We start from the raw sequence: 6,083 nt of genomic DNA, 5'->3' as shown, positions 1-6,083 counted from the left end.
GGTCCCTACGGGCTGCGCCCGTAGCAGCGAACCGGATTGCTGCGCAATCCGGACGCTCCCGCTCCGCGTGAGCGGATGCGGCTCGCTCCGCTCACCGCCCGGCGGCACGCGCTCCGCGCGCACCACCAACCACAGGGCGGGCGGCCCGCGTTGCGGGCCGGGGCCGGCCTCCGGCCGACCCGTAGCCTCCGCCGCGCTCCAGCCACACGGAACGCGGCAGCAGCGGCCGTGAGGGCAGGCGTGCCACGCTCCGCGCGGCCCACCCACGGGTCTTGAGGCCCGAGCAGCAGCAAGGGGAGGGATGGTGACGGTCCGTCGGGCGGGTGACGAGTCGAACGGAGGTCTGGGAAGGGGAAGGTGGGCGATGCGGCAGTGTGCTTCAAAGATAACAGTTAGCTCAGGTCTGGAATGAATGCGGACCACCACTGACCAGGAAAAAGCGGGTCACGGGTTAGCTCGCAGATGTAGAAAGTTCGGAATAGAGAAAGGCCGGAGGATCGCGAAATGCGAGCCCCGGAGATGGTGGAGGAAAACGGCGGTAAATGCGACTTGGTAAATCTGCTCAGCCGAATTGCCGGGCCACATCGGTGAAGATGAGCCCGGATCGGGGATGCGCAGGCCCGCAGGACGCCAAGGGTCCAGCGAGCGGGGCGTCATGGTGGCCAGCCCTCACGCGCGCGAGGGGGTCGGTTGAGCCTACGGATAGGTGCGTATAGAGGGAACACGCATCGTCGCAGGTCAGAGGCCATGCCATGTATCAATCGAGGCTATTTGAGTGTCAGATCGGGACGCATCTTTCCCCTGGAGGGGAAACGCTGGCCGGTCTGGATCGCGGGTCCGGTCGGCGTGGCGGGTTCCCCTGGAGGGGAAATGGTCGCTACGGTCAGGCCGCGTACATCGTTCCCCTCTAGGGGAAATCCCAAGGTGAGGAGCGGTATGAGCCGAGCAAGGCCAGCGGTCAACACCAGCACGGGCGAGTACGTCCAGCTGGAGCTGCTGAAGGAGGACGACAAGCCGTACGACTGGAGCGGCGGTGGGCGGCACGTCAACGCCAGCAAGAAGCTGGGCGCCGGGCTGTGGAAGAAGGGCAGCGGCTACACCAAGAACGACAAGCTGGTCTACGGCTACTACCTGTTCAACGCGCCGCCCGGGGATGGGCCGCTGCGCATGAGCTTCCGCGAGATCGGCAACGACCTGGAGTTGCGTCCGAACGCGGTGAGCAGGTCCGTGGGTAACCTCAACAGGGGAGGCTTCCTCTTGGAGGCCGAGCAGGTGGGCCGGGTGAAGTTCTACAAGCTGAACTCCCGGGCCGCCTTCGACGGCTCCTCGGGGCAGCAGCGCAGGGCCACGCAGCACGCCCGACACCCTGTGACCACGTGCCCGCCGGAGAAGAAGGAGAAGGAAGCGTCATGACGTCCCCGATCGCCGAGTCGTTCGCGCCGCGCTTCATGGAGGCCGGCGACCTCAACAACCTCCTACTGCGGTCGCAGCTCAAGCAGGGCGCGGACCTGAAGGTCCTGATGTACTACGCCACCGCGGTTCCGGTCGGGGAGCCCGTGCGCAGCACCGCCACGGACATCGGCAAGCTGGTCGGCCTGAGCACCACCAGCGCCTCGCGGAGCATCGGCCGGCTTGTCGAGAACGGCTGGCTGACGCTCGCGTACACGGCCGTCGGGGTGAAGTTCTACCGCCTGGGCTCCAAGGCCACCGGTCAGCCGGCGCCCACCGAGCCCGAGGATGACGACGCGCCCCTGGCGACAGTCCGGCAGCTCCACGCCTCATAACCCACCCGTTCGCACGGCGGCGCTGCACCTCACGGTGCGGCGCCGCTTCTGCGTGCGCGCAGGGCGATACATCGTTCCCCTGGGCGGGAAACCAGCAGGTCGGCAGCCCCTCCCCGAGCGGGAGTTTGTCCCCGTGGGGGTGGCCAAAGGGGCCGAGTTTGTCCACGCAGACGTGGAACAACGTTCCCCTGGAGGGGAAAACCGCAGGTGAAGGCCCATCCGCGTGGTGTCGGCGGCAACACCACCGCTGCGGACCGCGCCAGCTCACGGAACCGCTGCAGAGTCCCGTGAACATCGTTCCCCTGGAGGGGAAACCGGGCTTCAGGTCGGGGAGCGGTACCTCGTCCCGCGCGTGGGACGCGTATGTCAGCTACGCGCACACGGTTCCCGCGGGCGGGAAACACGCAGGTCATAGCCCCACGAAAAGAATCACGAGCGGACCCCCTTGCACCCTCCATCTGTATTAAGTTCAATACACGTATTGAGTTTCATACAGGGGAGGAACCCACCGTGTTAGTCACCCTCGTCACCGCCGCCCTCGCCATCGTCGGCACCCTGCTCGGCTCGATCGTCAGCGGCCGCTTCCAGGAGCGCGCCGCCGAACGGTCCGTCCGCGTCAGCCACGGCGAGGCGATCCGCCGCGACCGCCTGGAGGCCGGCTCCGAGCGGATCGAGGCCCTGCGCGGCGAGAGCCACATGACCCGGTCCGCCGTCACCCGGCCGCTGGTCGCGCTGCGGGTGCTCATCGAGGACCAGGCGGTGCGCGCCGCGGCCGACGAGATGGTCACGCTGACGTACGCGCTGCGCGACGCCTACGCCACCACCGAGGCCCTGACCGCCGCCCGTGAGGCCGCGAAGGGCGCCCACGACCGGTTCGTCGACGTCGCCGCCGGCTACCTCAGCCGGACCGCCTGAACCCCCGCCACCGAGACAGGAGCCCGTCATGGAGCGCACGTCCACGGAGATCGTGAAGGCCGCCGACATCAACGCCATCGAGACCAGCGCCGACCGGGGCGCCGTCGACAGCGAGCTCGCGTGCCTGGCCCCGGCGGCGGCCGCCGCGCTCGGGCTGCTCGCCGACGCCATCAAGCGGGGCACCGCCGACCGCGAGAGCGTCGTCCAGGCCCTGAAGGAGGCCGCCGTCCACGAGCGGTTCGCCGACGTCCTGGCGGCCGCCTCCGAGAACGTGATGGACGAGACCGAGGACCCGTACGACTTCGACGCCCGCCTGGACGCCGACAACCTCTCCGGCGCGGCCTCCGAGGTCCGCAACCTCTTCCGCTGGCTGTAGACCACCCGCCCGCCGAACGATCCACCCGAGGAAGGAGACCGCGGTGAGCACCGATCCCGCGCACCCCGACCACCAGGAGCAGCTCCTGGTCCCGCTCGCCGCCGAGGACGTCGCCGCGCTCGGCAACGACGGCGAGCAGCTGGCCGCGCTGTTCGCCACAGCGCTGCACGGCCTGGCGCTGCTGCGTACGGGCCGGGCGAGCGCCGCGGAGCTCGCGGCCGCCATCGAGGGCACCACAGGGCTGCTGGAGCGCCTGGAGGCCGTGCGGGACGCCTCGCTGCGCCTGCCGGCGGCCAAAGGCGTCTCGCACGGCGACCTGGCCAAGGCGATGCACCTGGAGAGCCGGGCGACCGCGCAGTCCCGCCGTCGCACCCTGCTGAAGAAGCCGGTGAGCGACCTGGAGCGATGGGCCACCGGCACCACGGACTGACCGGATACAGCGGGCCGTGCAGCAGCCGAACGACCGTTTGCTGCCCCGCGTGCTGCCCCGGGGTAGCACGGCCTGCTACCCCGGGGCAGCACCCTTGCGGCGCCTGGGGCCGGCCTTCGAATGTCATCGCTCTCCGGTACCCAGATCACCGACAGCAGCACCTCGTACAGCAAGCACAACAGCGCCCCGGACCCGAGCGGATCCGGGGCGCTGCTGCTGTGATCAGGCTTCGACGTACGCGACGATCGTGCTCTGCGGGGCGCAGGGCCGGCGCTTCCGGTGTCTCGTGCCAACCGACGTTGATCACGTGCCACAGAGGGCTGACGGACCGCCTTTTGTGCCACGGAAGGACGATCACCCAGGTCAGGACGCTGCACGGCGAGCACATTCGACACCAGCACCCGCTTCCAAGATGCGGTGCGGCATCTGGGTCCTGCGCGAGCGACCGACGGCGCTGCCCAGTGCCGGACTACCCCTCAGCCCCTGACCTGCGCGGTCATCCCTAGCTGTCACAAAGCACTGTCGATCATCCATAGCTGACAATCGATCGCTGTTGGCTGGCACAGGTCATCCGGCTCGATGCCGTCCGACACGGAACGTGATCACCGGCCGGTGGGGTGTCACGCTGTCGCGGCTGTCACGTGGAAACGGCCCCGAGGGGGTTTCCGGGCCGTTTCCACGCCTATATGTACGATTTGACGGGTTTTCACGCGTGGGCTGTCACGCGGTCTTCCGGCAACGTGACAGGGGGCGTGACAGGCAGCGTGACAACTGACTATCACCCTCGGTGAGCGTGACAATCGGTTGTCAGGTCTGAGGGGGCCAGACGTGCGGGCCGGTGCACTGCCCGCAGGCGGCGCAGCCGGCGCACTCCTGGCAGAACTGGCGCGGGAGACGCGGGCACTCGCAGATCGGGTTGTAGTCGGGGTCGTCGTCAATGGGGTAGAGCGTCTCGCCGAAGGGCGGCTCGGTCCAGGCGATGACGGAGCCGTCGGCGAGCAGGTCCTCGTAGTGGTGGCCGATCTCGCTGTGCTCGCTCCAGGCGGCCACCACCACCTCGTCCGCCGCGCTCACGACGTGCCGCCCTTCACCGCGGCCGTGTTGTCGAGCCACGCGGCGAGCGCGGTCGTGGCGGCCGGGTCAGCCTGGGCGAGGCGCCCGACGAACTCGAGGTTGCCGTCGACCGGGGCGCCGGTGCGGGCGAGGGCGGCGAGCAGCGCGGCGTGGGCGCGCACCGGAACGGGCAGCGAGCCGACGGCGGCCGTGCGGGAGGCCGGGTCGGCGTAGTGGCCGGACTGGTCGGCGAGGGAGCGGGCGAGCCAGGCGTCGACCTTCGCGACGCGGTAGTCGCGGTTCTCGTCCAGGAGCTCGCGGGCGGCTTCGTCCCCGGCCTGGCTGGGCACGCTGCGATCGAGTCGGCCGGCCCCGCCCAGCCGGGCGAGTTCTTCGGCCCGGTCGGCCACCCGCTGCTGCTCCTGGCGGTACTGCTGCTCGGCTTCCTCGCGGCGCCGGTCTTCGGCGAGATCCTCCTGGGCGACCGCGTCGGCGTCCGGGTCGTACGGGCCGCCGGTCGCGGCGAGCAGCTGCACGACGCGCTGCCACTCCGCGAGCTCTGCTGCACGGCGGCCGCCGTCGTCGGCCGCGGATTCGTCGCGGCGGTCCAGGTGCGCCTGCTGTTCCGCTGCTTCGAGCCCGGCCACCGCCTCGCTGTGTGTCATGCCTCGTGCGCGTCGCCGTACCGAGGACCGGCCGACCTTCGCGTAGTCGATCGGCGTGCGCGCGGCGCGGCCGCGCGCCTCGGGGACACGGCGCGGCCGCCACCCGTCGGACGTGTTCATCAGGACTCGCTTTCACCTCGGATATGGAAATGAGGGCCCTCCGGTAATGCGGTTCGGTGAGCCGGTCACCCAGGTCTACAGCACGCTCGAATTCCGCGCTGCTAAAACCGGATGTTCAACCACTCCACGTCCGCGAATTTCACCTCCAGGCCCGCACGGCCGCCACCGCCTTGACGGAAATAGGCGTCCGCGATGGCCTCCGCGACCGCGTCATGCAGAGCGCTCTGCGTCGCACCCTCCTCCTGCGCGGCGTAGATCGCGGCCGCGTGGGAGGCGCTGACAAACACGCTGATGTCCCGCACCCGGCCCGCGTCTGAGGTGCCCTCCAGACCGAAGCCGAAGTAGGCCCGGCAGGAGATGAACAGGCCGCCCGAGGACGCCGCGCGCTGCCTCGCCTGCGCCCTGACCTGCGGTTGCCACTCCGACTCGGTCTCCCGCACCAGAGCGGCCCGGAGGCGCTTGTTCGGCTTGGTGGAGGCGCCCGAGAGGTAGCGCTGCACCGTCTTGCGGGAGACGCCCAGCCGCTCCGCCATGCTCTTGGTGGAGCCCTTCTCCCGCGTGCGAAGGAATTTCATCTGGGCTCGCGGAGATTTCGGTGCGGGCCGGGTGAACAGGGCGCGCTCCGCGCGGGCGAGGCCCTCCATGAGCTTGGAGCGCGTCCGGGCCGCCTGCTGTGCCTTCTCTTCCTCAGTCATGGGGGTAGCTCACAGCTGCGGACCTGTGGACAGAGACCGCCGACG

8 protein-coding genes are annotated in these 6,083 nt (G+C 69.7%); 5 read left to right on the top strand and 3 right to left on the bottom strand.

What is annotated here, in order from left to right:
• Nucleotides 1–936: 936 nt before the first annotated feature.
• The 5 genes from ACFTZC_RS40745 to ACFTZC_RS40725 all read left to right on the top strand — a co-directional run bounded on the left by ACFTZC_RS40745 (nt 937) and on the right by ACFTZC_RS40725 (nt 3,505).
• Nucleotides 937–1,413 (top strand): winged helix-turn-helix domain-containing protein, encoded by a 477-nt coding sequence (locus ACFTZC_RS40745; RefSeq protein WP_382899024.1) that lies wholly within the window; start codon nt 937–939, stop codon nt 1,411–1,413.
• Nucleotides 1,410–1,784, top strand: coding sequence for a hypothetical protein (locus ACFTZC_RS40740; RefSeq protein ID WP_362483726.1), 375 nt, complete (start codon nt 1,410–1,412; stop codon nt 1,782–1,784). Before ACFTZC_RS40745 ends, ACFTZC_RS40740 begins: the two co-directional genes overlap by 4 nt.
• 510 nt (nt 1,785–2,294) lie before the next feature.
• Complete coding sequence (locus tag ACFTZC_RS40735; protein WP_382899022.1) at nt 2,295–2,699, top strand: hypothetical protein; 405 nt, start codon at nt 2,295–2,297, stop codon at nt 2,697–2,699.
• 28 nt (nt 2,700–2,727) lie between these two features.
• Entirely contained in the window at nt 2,728–3,075 is a 348-nt protein-coding gene (locus ACFTZC_RS40730; RefSeq protein WP_382899021.1) for a hypothetical protein, read from the top strand.
• 43 nt (nt 3,076–3,118) lie between these two features.
• Nucleotides 3,119–3,505, top strand: a complete 387-nt coding sequence (locus ACFTZC_RS40725; RefSeq protein ID WP_382899019.1) for a hypothetical protein — start codon at nt 3,119–3,121, stop codon at nt 3,503–3,505.
• Between the two features lie 807 nt (nt 3,506–4,312).
• Here ACFTZC_RS40725 and ACFTZC_RS40720 read toward each other — a convergent pair.
• The 3 genes from ACFTZC_RS40720 to tpg form a co-directional block, all read right to left on the bottom strand.
• Nucleotides 4,313–4,579, bottom strand: a complete 267-nt coding sequence (locus tag ACFTZC_RS40720) for a hypothetical protein (RefSeq protein ID WP_382899018.1) — start codon at nt 4,577–4,579, stop codon at nt 4,313–4,315.
• On the bottom strand, nt 4,576–5,343 hold the full coding sequence (locus ACFTZC_RS40715; protein ID WP_382899016.1) for a hypothetical protein: 768 nt from the start codon (nt 5,341–5,343) through the stop codon (nt 4,576–4,578). Before ACFTZC_RS40715 ends, ACFTZC_RS40720 begins: the two co-directional genes overlap by 4 nt.
• A 101-nt stretch (nt 5,344–5,444) precedes the next feature.
• Nucleotides 5,445–6,038, bottom strand: a complete 594-nt coding sequence (tpg, locus tag ACFTZC_RS40710; protein ID WP_382899015.1) for a telomere-protecting terminal protein Tpg — start codon at nt 6,036–6,038, stop codon at nt 5,445–5,447.
• Between the last annotated feature and the right edge of the window lie 45 nt (nt 6,039–6,083).

The sequence above is a fragment of the Streptomyces sp. NPDC056987 genome, from assembly GCF_042673865.1.
Classification (GTDB): Bacteria; Actinomycetota; Actinomycetes; order Streptomycetales; family Streptomycetaceae; genus Streptomyces.
This window is presented reverse-complemented; position numbering and strand designations above follow the sequence as displayed.